The organism is Wenzhouxiangella sp. YN9, assembly GCF_056324165.1.
On record NZ_JBJNIP010000100.1, the window covers coordinates 65342 to 81921 of the forward strand.

At 64.8% G+C, this 16580-nt stretch carries 17 protein-coding genes; 1 reads left to right on the plus strand and 16 read right to left on the minus strand.

Annotation, left to right across the window (positions count from 1 at the left end; genetic code table 11):
- Positions 1 to 175: 175 nt before the first annotated feature.
- Positions 176 to 2002 (plus strand): putative bifunctional diguanylate cyclase/phosphodiesterase, encoded by a 1827-nt coding sequence (locus ACEWQ0_RS08805; RefSeq protein WP_476485121.1) that lies wholly within the window; start codon positions 176 to 178, stop codon positions 2000 to 2002.
- 23 nt (positions 2003 to 2025) lie between these two features.
- Here the strand turns inward: ACEWQ0_RS08805 and ACEWQ0_RS08810 are convergent, their stop codons facing one another.
- From ACEWQ0_RS08810 to fliQ, 16 genes are all read right to left on the minus strand, one after another.
- Positions 2026 to 2274 carry a hypothetical protein gene (locus ACEWQ0_RS08810; RefSeq protein ID WP_476485122.1) on the minus strand — a complete coding sequence of 83 codons (249 nt, stop codon included), beginning with the start codon at positions 2272 to 2274 and terminating at the stop codon, positions 2026 to 2028.
- Entirely contained in the window at positions 2267 to 2779 is a 513-nt protein-coding gene (locus ACEWQ0_RS08815; protein WP_476483320.1) for a chemotaxis protein CheW, read from the minus strand. The genes ACEWQ0_RS08810 and ACEWQ0_RS08815 overlap by 8 nt, the downstream gene beginning before the upstream one ends.
- 40 nt (positions 2780 to 2819) lie before the next feature.
- Positions 2820 to 3518 (minus strand): hypothetical protein, encoded by a 699-nt coding sequence (locus ACEWQ0_RS08820; protein ID WP_476485123.1) that lies wholly within the window; start codon positions 3516 to 3518, stop codon positions 2820 to 2822.
- A complete protein-coding gene (locus tag ACEWQ0_RS08825; protein ID WP_476485124.1) occupies positions 3515 to 4315 on the minus strand; it encodes a ParA family protein in 801 nt (266 codons plus the stop codon). The genes ACEWQ0_RS08820 and ACEWQ0_RS08825 overlap by 4 nt, the downstream gene beginning before the upstream one ends.
- The gene (motD, locus tag ACEWQ0_RS08830; RefSeq protein WP_476483323.1) at positions 4312 to 5223 is read right to left on the minus strand and encodes a flagellar motor protein MotD; all 912 of its coding nucleotides are present in this window, start codon (positions 5221 to 5223) and stop codon (positions 4312 to 4314) included. The genes ACEWQ0_RS08825 and motD overlap by 4 nt, the downstream gene beginning before the upstream one ends.
- A gap of 11 nt (positions 5224 to 5234) precedes the next feature.
- The gene (locus ACEWQ0_RS08835; protein WP_476485125.1) at positions 5235 to 5975 is read right to left on the minus strand and encodes a flagellar motor protein; all 741 of its coding nucleotides are present in this window, start codon (positions 5973 to 5975) and stop codon (positions 5235 to 5237) included.
- Positions 5976 to 8075, minus strand: a complete 2100-nt coding sequence (locus ACEWQ0_RS08840; RefSeq protein WP_476485126.1) for a chemotaxis protein CheA — start codon at positions 8073 to 8075, stop codon at positions 5976 to 5978. It abuts the gene before it with no gap.
- An 11-nt stretch (positions 8076 to 8086) separates the two neighbouring features.
- Positions 8087 to 8809 (minus strand): protein phosphatase CheZ, encoded by a 723-nt coding sequence (locus ACEWQ0_RS08845; RefSeq protein ID WP_476485127.1) that lies wholly within the window; start codon positions 8807 to 8809, stop codon positions 8087 to 8089.
- Positions 8806 to 9198: a chemotaxis response regulator CheY gene (locus ACEWQ0_RS08850; protein ID WP_476483327.1), complete on the minus strand. Its 393-nt coding sequence runs from the start codon at positions 9196 to 9198 to the stop codon at positions 8806 to 8808. The genes ACEWQ0_RS08845 and ACEWQ0_RS08850 overlap by 4 nt, the downstream gene beginning before the upstream one ends.
- Before the next feature lie 32 nt (positions 9199 to 9230).
- Positions 9231 to 9944 (minus strand): RNA polymerase sigma factor FliA, encoded by a 714-nt coding sequence (locus tag ACEWQ0_RS08855; RefSeq protein ID WP_476485128.1) that lies wholly within the window; start codon positions 9942 to 9944, stop codon positions 9231 to 9233.
- Complete coding sequence (locus ACEWQ0_RS08860; protein WP_476485129.1) at positions 9941 to 10831, minus strand: MinD/ParA family protein; 891 nt, start codon at positions 10829 to 10831, stop codon at positions 9941 to 9943. Before ACEWQ0_RS08860 ends, ACEWQ0_RS08855 begins: the two co-directional genes overlap by 4 nt.
- The gene (gene flhF / locus ACEWQ0_RS08865) at positions 10824 to 12206 is read right to left on the minus strand and encodes a flagellar biosynthesis protein FlhF (protein ID WP_476483330.1); all 1383 of its coding nucleotides are present in this window, start codon (positions 12204 to 12206) and stop codon (positions 10824 to 10826) included. Before flhF ends, ACEWQ0_RS08860 begins: the two co-directional genes overlap by 8 nt.
- Positions 12207 to 12255: 49 nt before the next feature.
- On the minus strand, positions 12256 to 14337 hold the full coding sequence (gene flhA / locus ACEWQ0_RS08870) for a flagellar biosynthesis protein FlhA (RefSeq protein WP_476485130.1): 2082 nt from the start codon (positions 14335 to 14337) through the stop codon (positions 12256 to 12258).
- A 63-nt stretch (positions 14338 to 14400) separates the two neighbouring features.
- Positions 14401 to 15522, minus strand: coding sequence for a flagellar biosynthesis protein FlhB (gene flhB / locus ACEWQ0_RS08875; RefSeq protein ID WP_476483332.1), 1122 nt, complete (start codon positions 15520 to 15522; stop codon positions 14401 to 14403).
- 6 nt (positions 15523 to 15528) lie between these two features.
- Positions 15529 to 16302: a flagellar biosynthetic protein FliR gene (gene fliR / locus ACEWQ0_RS08880; RefSeq protein WP_476483333.1), complete on the minus strand. Its 774-nt coding sequence runs from the start codon at positions 16300 to 16302 to the stop codon at positions 15529 to 15531.
- Positions 16303 to 16304: 2 nt separating this feature from the next.
- Positions 16305 to 16580, minus strand: coding sequence for a flagellar biosynthesis protein FliQ (fliQ, locus tag ACEWQ0_RS08885; protein WP_476483334.1), 276 nt, complete (start codon positions 16578 to 16580; stop codon positions 16305 to 16307).

A 16580-nucleotide genomic window follows, 5' to 3' on the forward strand; every position in this document is an offset into this window, starting at 1 on the left:
GATGGCCGCCGCAAGCCGGCAACAAGCGCCGCCGATATCGCTAAAGTTTCTCCGTGGCCTGCCGCTGTGCCTTGAAAGCGGGCACTGCATTCGCGCCAGGGCCAGCCTCGGGCGCGGACGCCCAGGCCACGCATGAGGTCAGAGCACGGCAAACGATACCGATTCGGGGGTAAGGATGAGCGCCAAAGCAAACAGGCAACCGGGCACACAGGTTCTGCTGGTATCACCCGACGCCAACGCCGGCGCACCCTTTGAAGACTGTATCGACCCCAGCGGGCGCAGGCTGGCGATAACCTCCTTCGACCACGCCATCGACGCGCTGCGCCACGTCGAATCGCAGGCCGATGAACTGCGCCGCAAGACCTGCGTTTGCGTGTTTGACCTGGCCACACCCGATCTGCCGGCACAGGTGTTTGCCGAAAACCTGCATGCGCTGCCGGCCGGCGCGGCCATTCCCCTGCTGCTGCTGCTCGACGAAGCCCGGCTCGACGAAGCCCGGCTGGATGCCGCAGCCGACGTGATCATCAAGCCGCTGCGGCCGCGCGAACTGTGCATGCGGCTGCGCACCGCTGCGCGTCTGCAGCGTCTGGGACGCTCCCGGAAAAAGCTCGAACGTCATCTCGAGCTGGCTCGGACCGAACATCGCATCACCAACGCCCGGCTCAAGTATCGGACCCATCACGACGAACTGACCGGCCTGTTCAACCGCCCCTATCTCGAGCAGCAGCTCAAGGCCATTCAACCCGACCAGGGCGGAGAGACCGCGCTGCTCTACATCGATATCGGCCGCTTCAAGATCGTCAATACCTACGAGGGCCATCAGGCCGGTGACCGACTGCTCAATCGCATTGCGCGCGTCATTCGCGAAGTTGCCAACAGCCAGGATGTGGTCGCGCGCTCCGGCTCCGACGAGTTTGCCGTTCTGCTTCGCGACTGCAGCCAGGCACAGGCGATCGACACCGGCGAAAAACTGCGCAAGCGGCTGACCGAGGCCCGCTTTCTGGATACCGCGCACTTCTACCCGCTCACGGCCAGTATCGGCATTGCCATGCTGTCGCCGGCGCACGATACCCTTCCCGACGAAGCCCTGACTCACGCCTACCAGGCCTGCTTCGTGGCCAAGAGCCAGCACGGCAACGCCGTGCATGTCTATAACGAGCAGGATCGTGCGCTGGTCAGCGAGCGGCGCGCACTGCACTGGGTACCGATGATTCGCGAAGCGCTCAGCGAAGAACGCTTCCGGCTGGTCTTCCAGCCGGTGCTCGATATCCGCACCGGGCGCATTGAACAATATGAAGTGCTGCTGCGCATGCTCGGCGAAGACGGCCGCCTGATGGCGCCGGCGGAGTTCATTACCGTGGCTGAGGAAACCGGCCTGATTCACGACATCGACCGCTGGGTGGTCTCGCAGGCGCTGCAGGTGCTGGCGGGCTCGAGCGAGCCGATTCGCCTCAACGTCAACCTCTCGGGCAAGGCATTCAACGACGCCAGCCTGGTTCCCTTCTTCAAGCGCAAGCTCGAACAGATCAAGGGCGACCCCTCGAGAATCACCTTTGAAATCACCGAGACCGCTGCCATCGGCAATCTGGAAGAGACGCGCAAGATGGTGCAGCAACTGCGCGACCTGGGCTGTCGCTTCGCGCTCGACGACTTCGGCGCCGGCTTCAACAGCTACGCTCACCTCAAGCAGTTTCCGGTCGACACCGTCAAGATCGACGGCAGCTTCATCGCCAACCTGACCAATGACCATATCGACCGCAAGCTGGTGCGCTCCATGGCTGACATCTCACGACGGCTGGGCAAGAACACGGTGGCCGAGTTCGTCGAAGATCTGGAAACGCTCAGGTGGCTCGAAGAGCTTGGCGTGGATTCTGCTCAGGGATTCTTCATCGGCCGCCCGGACCCGACCATGCCCTCGATCAGGCAGTGGGCAGCCAACGAGCCGGAGCACGACCCGGCAGCCGTGATTGCCATGCCAACGGCCGAAGAGTCGTCTTATTGAGCCGGCGCCAACCCCGGTTAATATTACCCGGGGTTGGCAGGCGCGGCGTATTCATCCACCTGCCCGCCCTTGCGGCCACCGATGGGGGCATCATCATCGGTTTGCGGTGGCTCCGGCGGCTGACGGTCATCGCGCTCATCCACTTCGGATTGACTGCCGGTTTCATTGTCGTGCCGGTCGTCATCCTGATGCTCCCCGCCCGGCGGCTGCTGTCGCCGCTTGACCGGGCGGGCGGGATGCAGCGGCTGCAGCCGTCGCAGTCGCTCAACCACGGCGCGCACCGGAGACACCGTCCTTCAGGCCCACCACACTGGCGGCATCGAGCAGCACCAGCATGCCGTCTTGATGAGACAGCACGCCGTTGACGTGGCGCGCGTCGGTGGCGGAGTCATTGGTATGCATCGACTCGATCCGGCGCGGGTCCACATCGATGACCTCGGATACCTCATCCACCAGCAAACCGATCGATTGTCCGTCGACATCCATCACCAGAATCCAGTCGCTGTCACGCATCTCGCGCAGCGGCAGCGCCAACCGCTGGCGAGTGTCCACAACCGTGATGATCGAACCGCGCACGTTGATGATGCCCAGCACATGCCGTGGCGCCCCCGGCACCGGCGTGATTTCAGTGGCGCAGATGATCTCGCGTATCTGCAGCACGTTGAGACCGTATTGCTGTTGTCCCAGCGAGAACTGCAGCCACTCGTCCCAGTGGGCACGATCCGTTCCCGCGCCCTCGGTCTGTGCCGCCCGCAATTGTTCGATATTGATGCTCATGATGTTTCCATCTCCTGTTGCTGCAGTCGCCGCGCCGTTCTCAAAGCGCCATGCGGCCGATCTCGTCGAGATCGAGCAGCGCACAGCCGCGGGCCGAATGCGTACCCGCCAGCCAGGGGCGCCGGCCGGACGTGCTGCGCCAGTGAACCTGATCCAGGGCAATGGGCTCGCGCACGCCCGGACCATGAGCCGCCAGTGCCCAGTTGCCGCTGTCGAGCACGATCAGATGCGTGACCCGATCGTCGGGAAAACCGCGGTCATGCTGATCAAGAATCAAAGCGGCGGTATCGACCACGATCAGCGGCCCAGAGGGCGTTTCGGCGATCCGGCGCCAGTCATGCCCCAGCGGTGGGGTCATGATCTCGGGCACCGCGATTTCACTTTCAAAACGCGCCTGCGGAATGGCCAGCGTCAGTCCGGCCACCTCGAAAAGATAAAAGGTGCGTCCGTCGTCCAGCCCCGCCAGATCATCGTCCGGCTCATCGAGCGCATCCAGCGCGTCGTGATTGCCGTTCTCCGCTGGCGCGGGCCGGGCCTTCTCCGGCCGGGCCGCACCCGGACCCGATGCCTGCGAACCCCGCGCTCCGGGCGTCGGCGAATCCGGCCGTTCTGCGGCGGCCGGCGCGTCGGAATCGTCCTGCCCGCCACGCTCGCGCACCTGCCCGAACAACTGATCGAGATAGTCCTGCACCGCCTGCGAGGAGGCGACCAGATGACGCCTGGAACCACGGTCGCTCATCCCGTCCTCCGCATTCCGACGCCGTCATCGGCGCGCGCATCCAGCCGCTCGATATGGCGCAACAGCCGCCGAAACGCCTGTGCACCGCGACTGTTCGCATCCATCTGCGGCAGTGGCACGCCGGCCTTGCTGGCCTCGCGAAACTGGGTATCGACCGGAATGGCTTCGCCCCACAGATGGCTTGCATATTCCTCGCGCAGCTGGCGCAGCACCTGAATGGACGCGCGCGTGCGCCGATCAAAAATGGTGGGAACGACAATGTGCGGCAGCGGCTCAGGGCGTGCCTTGTTGACCATTTTCAGCGTGCGCTGCATTCGATCGAGGCCATTGAGCGCGAGATATTCCGTTTGCGTCGGCACGATCACCAGACCCGCAGCCGCCAGGGCGTTGATCATCAGCACGCCCAGCGTCGGCGGACAATCGAGCAGCACGCAGTCAAAACGATCGCGCAGCCCCTTCAGTGCCGTGGCCAGTACCAGCCCTTGCCCCTGGCGGGTACCCAGCTGGCGGTCGAGCGTCGCCATGGCAGGAGCGGCCGGCAACAGGCTGAGCCCCTGCTGCGAAGTCTCGAGGATCAGGCGCTCAACGGCGGGGCTGTCGTCGCCGGAAAACAGATCATAGATGCTCCATTCCAGGGCCTCGGGGTCAAAACCGAAGTACCCGGTCAGCGAGGCATGCGGATCCAGATCGGCGACCAGTACCGAATGCCCGGCCTTGATCAGCCAGCCGGCCAGGCTGACCGTCGTTGTCGTCTTGCCCACGCCGCCTTTCTGGTTGGCGACTGCCCAGGTTTTCATAATGCACTCTCCGCGCCGGAACTTTCGGCGCCCTGGTCTTGCGATTGCGTCGGCTCGCCTGAATCACTGTCCTGGGCGAACTGCTCCGGGAGCTGATCGTCGGCGAGAACCACGATCACGACCCGGCGGTTTCGGTTGCGGCCCTCTTCGGTGGCGTTGTCGCCGGCCGGACGATGCTCACCCAGGCCGATGGCCGCCAGGCGGATCGGCTCGATGCCGGTACTCTGCAGCAGTCGAACCACGCTGGCTGCGCGCGCCGCTGACAACTCCCAGTTGGAGGGAAACCGACTGGTCTTGATCGGCACGTTGTCGGTATGTCCTTCCACACGAACCGGATTGGAAAAAGGCTCGAGAATACCGCCCAGGCGCCGTAGCGTCGGCCGGGCCGATTCGGAAATCTGTGCAACACCGGTCGGAAACAGGATGTCGGTCTTGACCTCCACTTCGAGCCAGAAAGGCGTCTGACGAACGCGCACCAGATCCATCTCGATCAGGTCGCTGAGCGCCTGGCGTATCTCGTCGGCCATCACGTTCAGGCGCGCCTCGAGCTCGCGCGCACGGGTATCCAGCTCAGAGGCCGTGGTTGGCGCATTGGGCTGTGTCTGCATCGACTCCATGGGCATCTGCAGGATGCCGGGGTCGGTGATACTGCGCGGCTCGACGTTCAGGCGCCCCTCGCCGGCAGTGGTGGCCTTGTTTTCACCCAGCTGAATCGGCTTCATGCTCTTGGGCGCCCCGCTGAAGGCGGCCACCAGCGACTCGGAAAGCACTCGATACTTGCCTTCGTTGACCGAGGAAATGGCATACATCACAACGAAAAAAGCCAGCAGCAGCGTCATCAGGTCGGCATAGGGAATCGCCCAGGCTTCGTGATTGAGGTGGTCTTCCTTCCTGTTCTTGCGCGCCATGCATGCCCCCCTTACTGGACAAAGCCCTTGAGCTTGGTCTCGATATTGCGCGGGTTCTCCCCCTCGGCAATGGAAATCACGCCTTCGACGATCATCTCGCGCAGCTGAGTCTGGCGGCCGATCAGGCCCTTGAGCTTGCCGGCCACCGGCAGGAAGAACAGATTGGCCGAGCCGATGCCGTAAATGGTGGCCACAAACGCCACGGCAATGCCCGAACCCAGCTTGGAAGGATCGGCAAGGTTCTGCATGACTGCAATCAGCCCCATCACCGCGCCAATGATGCCGAGCGTGGGCGCATAGATGCCCATTGCCTCGAAGACCCTGGCGGCGCGGGTGTCGGCGTCTTCCCGGGTGCCGATATCGACATCCATGATGCTGCGGATCGTTTCCGGTTCGCTGCCGTCAACCACCAGCTGCAGCGCCTTGCTGATAAAAGGATCGGTCTCCAGCTCGACGCTGGGCTCGAGCCCGAGCAGCCCTTCCTTGCGAGCGGTCTGGCTCCACTCGAGAATCTTTTCCAGCATCGGTTCGGACTCGACCGACGGCGGGCGCAGCACCCAGACAACGATGCCGAGCGCGCGCTTCATCACGTCCATCGGTGTCTGCAGCAGGGTGGCGGCAACGGTGCCGACAATCACGATCACGAAAGCCGCGGCCGACCACAGCGCCGCCAGCCCGCTGCCCTTGAGGATCGAACCTCCAACAATTGCCACCAGCGCCAGAAACAGACCGATTGCACTGAGAATATCCATTCAGGCCTCCCCGGGGGCAAAGCGCTTCATCAAGCCGTTGATGTCGATGATCAGGGCAATATGGCCATCGCCGGTAATGGTGGCACCGGCAAAGCCCGGCAGCCCGTGCAGCAGCGCGCCAAGCGGCTTGATGACAACCTCTTCCTGGCCCAGCACCTCGTCGGTGACATAGCCGATCTTGTCGCTGCCGACCTGCAGCACCACCACGTAACCGCGCTCGCTCGCCGGGCCGTCGTCGGCCAGCTCCATGAAATCACCAAGAAAAACCAGCGGCAGCGGCTTGCCCCGCACCATGATGACATCGCGCCCTTCGACCTGACGCACCGCCCCGGGATCGAGAAAGAACACCTCGACCACATGCGACAGGGGAAAAGCGAAGCGACGCTGACGCAGCCGCACCATCAGCGCCGGCAGAATGGCCAGGGTCAGCGGCACCTGAACCTTGAAGGTGGAACCCTTTCCACGCTCGGACTCGATCTCGACGTTGCCGTTGAGTTCACTGATGCGGGTCTTGACCACGTCCATGCCGACGCCACGGCCGGAAATATTGGAGACTTCCTCGCGGCTGGACAGCCCCGGCAACATCATCAGATCGAGACACTCGCGACGGTTCAGCCTTGCGGCCGCCTCGGCGGTGATCAAGCCACGGCTGACGGCCTTGTCGCGCAGCCCCTCGGCGTCGATGCCCGCGCCATCGTCACTGATGCGAATGACAATGTGATCGCCCTCCTGTTCGGCACTGAGCTCGACCCGACCGGTGCGCGGCTTGCCGGCAGCCGCGCGAACCTCCGGCGTTTCGATGCCGTGATCCATGGCGTTGCGCACCAGATGGACCAGCGGATCGGCGAGCGCTTCCACCAGATTCTTGTCCAGATCGGTATCCTCGCCGTGCAGGGTCAGCTCGATTTCCTTGTCGAGCGACCGGGCCATATCCCGCGCCAGGCGCGGAAAGCGCGAAAACACCTTGCGAATCGGCTGCATGCGCGTTTGCATCACCCCCATCTGCAGATCGGAGGTCACCAGATCGAGGTTGGCCACCGTGCTCTGCAGTTCTTCATGCTTGAGCTGCTCGCCCAGATTGCTGAGCCGGTTGCGCACCAGCACCAGCTCACCGACCAGGTTCATGACGCGATCCAGCCGGGCGACATCCACCCGAACGGTCGACTCCACCGGCGCAGGCGCGGCCGACCGGGCAGGCGCGGCCTCGGCCGGCGGCGCCGATCGCTGGGCCGTTGGGGCCGCTGCCGGTGGGCTTGCCGGGTCTTCCGCAGCGCTCGCAGGCTCGGGCGATTCGGCGCCCTGCGCCTGCGGCATACTCGCCGCCGAGTCGGTGCCGCCGGACTCGCGGGCCACCTGATCGAGAATCGCCTCGAACTCCTCTTCGGTGATTTCATCAGACCCGTCAGCATCCTCGGGCGCGCTGCCGAGCTCCACCTCGCCGGTATCGGCTGCATCATCGCCGCCGGGGGCGGCTTCACCGTGCAACTCGTCGAGCAGGGCTTCGAATTCCTCGTCGGTGATATCGTCGCTCGGCGACGCGTCCGCGCTCGACTGTGCCGATTCCGGCAAGCCCGCAGCCGTCTCGCCCTGCGCCGCCGGAGGCGGTTCGGCGGCCGCGCCTGCCTGGGCCAGCATGGCCTCGAACTCATCGTCGGTAATGTCGCCGCTGCGATCATCCTGCGCGCGGGGCGCTGTTGTTGCAGTGGCTGCTTTTTCGTGCACGAACCCGCGCAGCTGATCAAGCAGTGCGGGCGGCGCCGGGGCCGGTTCCTGACCGTCGCGCATGGCCGCCAGCATGGCCACCACCTCATCGAGCGAGTGCAGCACCGAATCCATGATCTCGGTGCGCATTTCCAGCTCCTGACGTCTGAGCGCATCGAACACTTCCTCGGCACAATGACACAGGGTCACCAGTGGTTCGATATCGAGAAAGCCGGCACCCCCCTTGACGGTATGAAAGGCGCGAAAAACGGTATCGAGCAGCGCCTTGTCGCGCGGCCGCCGCTCCAGTTCGACGAGCTGCTCACCCAACTGCTCGACCAGTTCCCCGGCCTCGTTGAGATAGTCGTCGCGAATACTGTCGTCGAACTGAAAGCTCATGATCTCACCTGCTAGAAGCCCAGGCTCGAGAGAACGTCATCCACTTCGTCCTGGCTGGTCACCCGGTCTTCTTCCTCGTGCTTTCTGCCGGACTGGTCTGCCGTCGCCCCCGTTTCGCCGGACTGCCTGCCCGACAGACGAATCATGTTGACGAGCGTGCTCTCGACTTCCTTGACCAGCTCGATGACCTTGCGAATGGCCTGCCCCGACAGGTCCTGAAAATCCTGGGCCATCAGCATCTGTGAAAGCCGCTTGCGAATCTCACCGGAGGTGTGGCCGGAGCTGTCGAGAAACTCCTCGGTCTCGCGTACCAGGCTGCGAAATTCGTCGGCGGCCATCTCGCGGGCGCGAAAGCGCTGCCAGTCGCCCACCAGGCGCGTGCTGTCCTCGGTCAGACGTTCGGCCAGCGGCATGGTCTCCTCGATCAGGTCCATGGTCTTGTGAGCCGACGCTTCGGTCATGTGAATCACTTCATCGAGCCGGCTTTGAGCGTCGGGTATTTCCTCGCTGGCCAGCGTCTCCACGCGCGCGTCGACCTGAAAGCTGTTGAGGGCTTCGTGCAACTGGCGCGTCAGCCGCCCGATATCCTGGAACAGGCTGGTCTCGCGCATGGCGGTCAGCTCGTCCAGGCTGGCGTAGAAAATGGCCTCGTCGTTACCGCGCGCGGCCGCGGCCAGCGCCTCGATGGTGGGCAGATAATCCGCCGGTCTGCGATCGTCGCTGCCGCTGTTCATGTCGACGCCCCCAGGCGCTCGAACACGCGCTGAATCTTGTCCTTGAGGGTTTCGGCGGCAAACGGCTTGACCACATAGCCGTTCACGCCGGCCTCGGCGGCCTCGATGATCTGGCTGCGGTTGGCTTCAGCCGTGACCATCAACACCGGCAGCGCTTTGAGCGCGTCGTCGGCGCGAATGGCCTTGAGCAGCTCCAGCCCGCTCACATCCGGCATGTTCCAGTCGGTAACCACAAAATCAATGCGCCTGGATTTGAGCACCTGCAGGGCCGTGCGCCCGTCATCGGCTTCGGTGACGTTGCCGAAACCGAGCTCGCGCAACTGATTCTTGACGATTCTCCGCATCGTGGAAAAATCGTCCACGACCAGAATTTGCATGTTCTTGTCCAACGTAGCGTCTCCGTTGCTGTGTCGTTTATCCGTCAGTCCGACAAGCGCGCCCTGAGCCTGGCCAGCGCCTGGCCATGCAGCTGACAGACGCGCGACTCGCTCACCTCCAGCACTGCGCCGATTTCCTTGAGGTTGAGCTCGTCGTCGTAATACATGTTCATCACCAGTTGTTCCCTTGCCGGCAGCGCTGCGATCGCCTCGGTCAGGGCCGCCTGCGCGGCGTCCTCCTGCAGCTCACCCTCGGGTGATTGCGTCTTGTCGGCCACCACCCCCGAATCACTGTCGACCGGCGAGAGGTCCTCGGTGCTCAGCATCCGGCAGAAAACCGCCTCACGGGCAATGTCGTGGTACTCGTCCAGGCTGACGCCCATCTGCGCGGCAATATCGATATCGCGCGGGCGCCGACCCAGGCGAATTTCCAGCTGCCGGATGGCCTCGACCATCTCGCGCACCCGGCGGTGTACCGAGCGCGGCGTCCAGTCGGTCTTGCGCAGCTCATCGAGCATGGCGCCGCGAATCCGGATGCCGGCATAGGTCTCGAAACGCGCGCCCCGGCTGCCGGTGTAACGGCCGGCAGCCTCGATCAGGCCGAGCATCCCGGCCTGAATGAGATCGGCCACTTCGACGCTGGCCGGCAGACGGCCGGCCAGGTGATAGGCAATCCGCCGGACCAGATCGGCATACTGCTCCACCAGGTCCTCGCTGGAGAGGCTGCGCACTGCTTCATACTCGGCCGTGGCGTTCATCGCGCGGCCTCCGCCTGCCCGGGCTCGGCACCCACCACGCGCTCAAGAAAGAACTCGAGATGGCCGCCGGCACCCGATGGCACACCCCATGTATCGGCCTGTTCGGCCAGATTCTTGAATGCCTCGGTGGCGCGGCAGCCCGGAAAAGCCGTGACTACGGGCTGCTGTTGCTGCAGTGCCCGACGCAGGAAGTCATCGTGCGGGACGTGCCCGGCGTAGTGCAGCGTGATGTCGAGGTAACGATCGGCCACGCGCGCCAGCTTGCGGTAGAGCGCGCGTCCTTCAGCGGCGCTGCGGACCATGTTGGACAGCACCTGGGCGCGCTCGATGCCGTAATCGCGGGAGAGCACCTTGATCAACGCGTAGGCGTCGGTCAGGGAAGCCGGTTCGTCACAGACCACGATCAATGCCTGATGCGCGGCGCGGGCGAACAGCGTGACCGCCGAGCTGATGCCGGCGGCGGTATCGACAATCAGCAGGTCGGCGCTGCCGGTGACCTCGGAAAAGGCGCTGATCAGACCGCCGCAGGCCTCCGGCGGCAGGGTTGTCATGTCCTGCACCCCCGAGGCGGCGGGAATGATGCGGATGCCGGCTGGCCCGTCGACGATGATGTCTTCGAGATCGCATTCCCCCGCAAGCACATGCGAAAGGTTGCGCCGCGGACTCAGGCCCAGCAGGACATCGATATTGGCCAGCCCCAGATCGGCGTCCAGAAGCCACACCTTGCGGCCACGCCGCGCCTGGGCGGCAGCCAGGTTGACCGACACATTGGTCTTGCCCACTCCACCCTTGCCGGACGCCACGGCGATGACCTGAACCGGCTGACGCGAGCCTTTCGCGCTCACCCCTTCCAGCCCGGCCGCCTGATTTCTTCCCCCTTCAAGCATTGGCATACCTCGCTTCGGCAATGTGGCGCGCCAGGGCGTGATCTTCACGGCCGGCACGCGATTTTTTCATCAGGCTGACAGCCTGGCTGATCAGATGGCGGGCACTCGCCCGCCGCAGATTCTCGGGCACTTCCTGGCCGTCGGCCGACCAGGCCACCGGCAGCCTGTAACGCGCCAGTACCGACAGCATGCCGCCCAGGCTGGCCGCCTCGTCGATCTTGGTGACGATGCCGCCGGCCAGCGGCATGCGCGAAAACGCGGCCACCGCTTCGTCAATCGATTCCATCTGCGCATTGGCGGCCAGCACCAGGTAGGAGGAAACCGGCCGGCCTTCCATTTGCAGCGACTCCAGCGCCCGCACCAGGCGGGTATCACGCTGACTGACCCCGGCGGTATCCACCATGATCAGATCGGCATGCGAGAGCCGCTCGACGCGCTGCCGCAGCTCGTCGGCGTTGCGGGCAACATAGACCGGCACGTTGAGCTGCCGGCCGTAAATGAACAGCTGTTCCTGGGCGCCGATGCGATAGTCATCGGCGCTGATCAGTGCCATCTTTTCGAGCCCGTTCTTGAGCGCGTAGCGGGCGGCCAGCTTGGCAATGGTGGTGGTCTTGCCCACCCCCGTGGGTCCGACCAGAGCCACTACCCCGCCGGCGGCCAGCGGGTCGGTTTCAAAGAATTTCATGCGCCGCGCCAGCAGGCCCAGGGCGCCGCGCCAGGTGGCCGCGCTGTCACCTTCCCTGACCGGCGCCTTGCTGGCCAGGTCCTGGGCCAGATCCGGCGCCAGGCCCATGCGGATCAGATCGCGCAGCACCGCGGCGCGCAGCGGGTTCCTACGCGACATGTCGTTCCAGGCAAGGCTGGAAATCTGAGTCTCGAGCATGCGCTTGAGCACGTTGATCTCACGCCGCATGCCCACCAGTGAAGATTCCGACACGGCGGCAGCCGGTACCGCGTCAGCAGCCGCATTCTGCTGCCGCGGCGCCGCGCCGGGAGCCGCGGCGCCGTCGCCGGCAGCGGCCCGCGATTGCGCCTGGCCAGACAGTTCGACGACATCCTGCGGCGCGTCCTCGACTGCCAGCTCGGAGCTGAGGCTGACCTGATCCGGCGCCGACGGGTCGGGCTCAGGCGCATCCTGACCCGGCGGCTCGTACTGCCAGGTGTCCCGCGTCTGGCGGCGCTTTTCGTTTCCGCGGCCGGCGCCGCGGCCCATGGCGTACTCGACCAGAGTCTCGTCGTAGTCCACCGCGGCAATCAGCTCCAGGCCTTCATCAAGATGCCGGGTCGAGAGAATGACCGCATCGGGTCCCTGCTCGTCGCGCACCAGCTTGAGTGCCTGTCGCATATCGTCGGCAACGTAGCGCTTGATCTTCATGGCGTCCTGTCTCTCCTGCTGCACTTGTTCAGACGGCCCCGGCCTGGCATCAACGCGAAACCTGACCGATCAGCCGCAGCTGCTTGTCTTCTGGAATCTCGCCGTGCGAGAGCACGTGCAGGCCCGGTACGGCCTGTCGGGCGAAACGTGACAGCATGTTGCGAATTCTTGGCGGTACCAGCAGGATGGCGGGTTCTCCCCTGGCCTCCTGCTGTCGGGTGCTCGACTGCAGCGCTTCCTGCAGCTTTTCCGCCAGTCCGGGCTCCACGACCCCGGAATCACCCTGCTGCACCACATCCTGCAAAAGCTGTTCCAGCTCCGGCGCCAGCGTCATGACCGACATCTGCTCGCCCAGCCCGTTGATCTCCTGAACGATCTGTCGCCCCAGCGTCTGCCGCACCTCGGCCAACAGCTCATCAGGATCCTGCGTACGCGCGCCGTGCTCGACCAGGGTTTCGCAGATGGCACGCACGTTGCGCACCGGCACCTTCTCGGCCAGCAGGCGCTGCATCACGCGCACCACCACGGCCAGCGGCAGCGTCTTGGGCGTCAGATCCTCGACCAGCTTGGGCGCACTCCTGGCGAGCACGTCCAGCAGCTGCTGCACTTCCTGATGACCCAGCAATTCGTGTGCGCGCTGCTTGAGCACATGGCTCAGATGCGTGGCGATCACCGTGGACGCATCGGCCACGGTGTAGCCCAGTGTCTGTGCGTGCTCGCGAACACTGGGCTCCACCCAGACCGCCGGCATGCCGAAGGCCGGATCCCGGGTTTCGGTACCCTGCAGCCGCGAGCTGACGCCGCCGGGGTCGATGGCCAGTTCGCGGTCGGGATGGACCTCGCCCTCGGCGGCCACCACGCCGAACAGCGTCAGCCGATAGCGGGTGGGCGCCAACTCCAGGTTGTCGCGAATATGTACCGGCGGCACCAGAAAGCCCATGGACTGCGACAGCTTCTTGCGCACCCCCTTGATGCGGTTCATCAGCTCGCCGCCCTGGCGGGCGTCGACCAGCGGCACCAGGCGATACCCTACCTCCAGGCCAATCGGATCGACCTGGGCGACGTCTTCCCACTGCAGCTCACGCGGCTGCTCGGGCTGCGTCTCGGCCTCGCGCTGCGCCGATCGCTGGCTGGCCGCCGCGGTCTCAACGCGCTTGCGGTGCCGCAGCCAGGCGGCGCCGCCGGCAATGCCTGCCAGGCTCAGGAACGCCAGGTTGGGCATACCCGGCACCAGCCCCATGGCTGCTAGTACACCAGCGGTAAGGGCGAGAACGCGGGGCTGCCCGAACACCTGATCGAGCACCGCCTTGTTCATATCCTGCGAGCGCGACATCCGGGTGACGATGACCGCCACCGCGGTCGACAGCAAAAGCGACGGAATCTGCGCCACCAGACCGTCGCCGATGGTCAGCAGGGTGTAGACCTCGACTGCGTTGCGAAGCGACATGCCGTGCTGGGCGATGCCGATCAGCAGGCCGCCGATGATATTGATGAACAGGATCAGGATGCCGGCGATGGCGTCACCACGCACGAACTTGCTCGAGCCATCCATGGCGCCGTAGAAGTCGGTTTCCTGACGGATCTCCTCGCGCCGCTCGCGCGCCTCTTCCTGCGAAATGATGCCGGCATTGAGGTCGGCATCGATGGCCATCTGCTTGCCCGGCATGGCGTCGAGCGTGAAGCGGGCACTGACTTCCGAAACGCGCGTGGCACCCTTGGTGACCACCACGAAGTTGATCACCACCAGAATGGTGAAAACCACCAGCCCGACCGCATAGTTGCCGCCGATGACAAACTCGCCAAAAGCCTGAATGACCTGACCGGCCGCATCCGTTCCGGTATGACCTTCGAGCAGGACCACGCGGGTCGACGCAATGTTGAGCACCAGCCGCAGCAGCGTACCGAACAGCAGCACCGTCGGAAAAACGCCGAAGTCGAGCGGCCGCATGATGTAGAGCACGCCCAGGATGACGGCAATGGAAAGCGTGATATTGAATGTGAACAGCACATCCAGCATCAGCGCCGGCAGCGGCAGCACCACCATCGCCAGCAATACCAGCACCAGCAGGGGTGCGCCCAGACCGAGGGCGCCGGCACGCTGCAGGGCGGGCATGATGGCAGCCCGGTTCATCACGAATTTTCCCCGTTTTCTCTGTTCATGCCCTCAGTGATGCAAAATGCGGGCCAGCCCTCGCTACTGCGACAGCGTTTCATCCACCTCGGGATTGGGCGCCGGCAGCCTCTCGCCGCCGGGCTCACGTTGCACCCGGTAGACCCAGCTGAGCACTTCGGCAACCGCTACGTAGAGCGCCGGAGGAATCGGCTGCCCGACGTCGGCATGACGGTAAAGCGCGCGCGCCAGCGGCGGGGCCTCGATGCGCGGCACGCCGGCTTCCTCGGCCTTGCGCCGAATCGCCAGCGCCAGATGATCGGCCCCGCTGGCGACCACCACCGGGGCCGCCATGCGCTCGGTTTCATAGCGCAGGGCCACGGCAAAGTGCGTCGGGTTGGTCACCACCACGTCTGCCTCGGGCACGGCTTCCATCATGCGCTGACTGGCCAGCTCCTGCTGCATGCTGCGGCGTTTGCCCTTGACCTCCGGATTGCCGTCGGTCTCCTTCATTTCGTCCTTGACTTCCTTGCGCGTCATGCGCAGCTGCTTGTGGTGACTGTGCAGCTGAAACGGCACGTCCACCAGCGCAATCACAATCAGGGTGGCGCTGAGGGTCATCAGGGCCAGGCCGATCAGCTGCACGCTCGCGGCCATGCCCGCCTGCACCCCCATTGAAGGCAGCGCCATCAGGTGGGCGATGGCGTGGCGGATGAAAAGACCGGCGGCCAGCGCCACCACGGCAAACTTGCCCATGGCCTTGGCCAGCTCCATCAACCCCTTGGGGCCGAACACTCGCTTGAGGCCCTTGCCGGGATTGAGACGTTCGAACTTCGGCGCCAGGGCCTTGCCGCTGAACACCCAGCCGCCGAGCGTCGCCGGCGCCAGCAGCGCGGTGACCAGCAGCACGCCCAGCAGGGGCGCCACCGTGGCCAGCCCGGAGGCGATCTGCTCACCCAGGTATTCGGTCATGAAGGCTTCGTCGAACAGCCGCGCACGCTCAACGGTAAAGCCGGTTTCGAGCACGCCCATGACGCGCTCGGCGGCCCAGCCACCCGAAAGCAGAAGAAAGCCGGATCCCACCAGCATCACCAGCGTCATGGTCAGCTCGCGCGAGCGCGGCACCTGCCCTTTGTCGCGGGCGTCCTTGAGCCGTTTCGGCGTCGGTTGTTCAGTGCGTTCCTGCTGCTCGTCCTGCTCGGCCATACCCGCCTACCCCCAAAGATCGTAAACCGCAGCAAAGGCGTGATCGAGCAGCGCCGCCAGCGTATTGGCCAGGGCCGGCAGCGTGGCCATCAGAATCACGAAGCCGGTGAGCATCGTCATCGGAAAACCGACGGCGAACAGATTCAGGCTGGGGGCCGCGCGGCTGATCACGCCAATGCTGAGATTGACGATCAACACAGCGGTTGCCGCCGGCAGGGCCACCCGCAGCGCACCGACGAACATCTGGCCGCCGTAGCCGGCGATCTGCCAGGCGGCGTCGCGATCGAAGCCGAGCGGCGCCACCGGCAGCGCCGCAAAACTGTCGATGATCATCTCGACCAGCAGGATATGACCATTGAGGCTGAGAAAAATCAGCATGGCGGCAATCAGGTGGTACTGGCTGAGCACCGGCACCTGGGCACCGCTGTCGTTGTCGATGAACAGGGCAAACCCCAGCCCCATGCTCATGGCCGCCGTCTGGATACCGATCACCACACCATCGAAAACCAGCTGAATGATGAACCCGGCCGCCAGGCCGATGAGCACCTGCTGCGCGCCCACCAGCAGGCCTTCCAGAGAAAACCCCGGCACGTTCCCGATCGGTGGCAGCAGCGGATAAACCGCCAGCGCAAGCGTCAGTGACAACAGCATGCGAACGCGCGCCGGCACCGAACCGGCGGCGAACATCGGCGCGATCATCAGCATGCCGGCAATCCGGAACATCGGCCAGAGCACCTCGCCGAGCCAGGCCAGCAGCTGCGATTCGGTGACCACCGGCATGGTCAGCCCAGGTCGATCAGCTCGGGGATGCTCATGATCAACGTGCGCGTGAAGTTGACGATCAGATCCAGCATCCAGGGTCCGGCCAGGGCCAGGGCCAGCGCCACCACCGCCAGCTTGGGAATGAAACTCAGCGTCATTTCGTTGATCTGCGTGGCGGCCTGAAACATGCCCACGGCCAGGCCCACGGCCAGGGCCGACAGCAGCAACGGCGCCAGCAGAAGCACCACGACCCAGAGCGCCTGCTGACCGATATCGACCACCATGTCCGGGCTCAT